This window comes from Leisingera sp. ANG-M1 (genome assembly GCF_000813745.1).
GTDB lineage: Bacteria > Pseudomonadota > Alphaproteobacteria > Rhodobacterales > Rhodobacteraceae > Leisingera.
This window is the reverse complement of record NZ_JWLC01000016.1, coordinates 79,402-79,951: the sequence shown is the minus strand read 5'-3', so window position 1 is coordinate 79,951 and position 550 is coordinate 79,402. Positions and strand designations below refer to the sequence as shown.

Sequence of the window (550 nt, the reverse complement as noted above, 5' to 3'; positions counted from 1 at the left end):
CGAAAACGACGGCCCCTCCGGTGCTGCGGCGATTGCCCGGGCGCTGGTGCTGGCGCGCAATGCCACCTGCGTGATGCTCTGCGAGGAAACCCTGCTGCCCGCGATCCGCAATACCTGCCAGGCGGCGGGGCTGTTCCCGGTCACCCTGGAACAGGCGGCCATTGCACGTGCCGACAAGAGCCTCGCCACCATCGTGATGCTGCCTTACGCCACCGAAGACGCAGCAGGCCAGGCACAGGCCATGCAGATGCTGGACGATCTGCAGCCGGACCTTTTGTTCTCGACCGAGCGGGTCGGGCGCAATGAATACGGCGTCTACCACTCGATGAAGGGCATTGATTACGGCATGGGCCGGGCCCGGGTCGACTTTCTGTTCGACGAGGCTTTGGCCCGCGGCATCCCGGTGGTTGCGGTCGGCGACGGCGGCAATGAGATCGGCATGGGCAAGGTGGCGGATCATGTGACGGCGCATGTGCCGTACGGCGATAGCTGCCAATGCGGCTGCGGCGGCGGCATCGGCGCTGTCACCGGCTGCGACGTGCTGGTCACC

At 66.5% G+C, this 550-nt stretch carries 1 protein-coding gene; it reads left to right on the top strand.

Features of this window, described 5'->3' with window-relative positions; all coding sequences use genetic code 11:
- A partial coding sequence (locus RA19_RS14695; RefSeq protein WP_039163875.1) for a glutamate cyclase domain-containing protein occupies window positions 1-550 on the top strand: 550 nt, incomplete at both ends.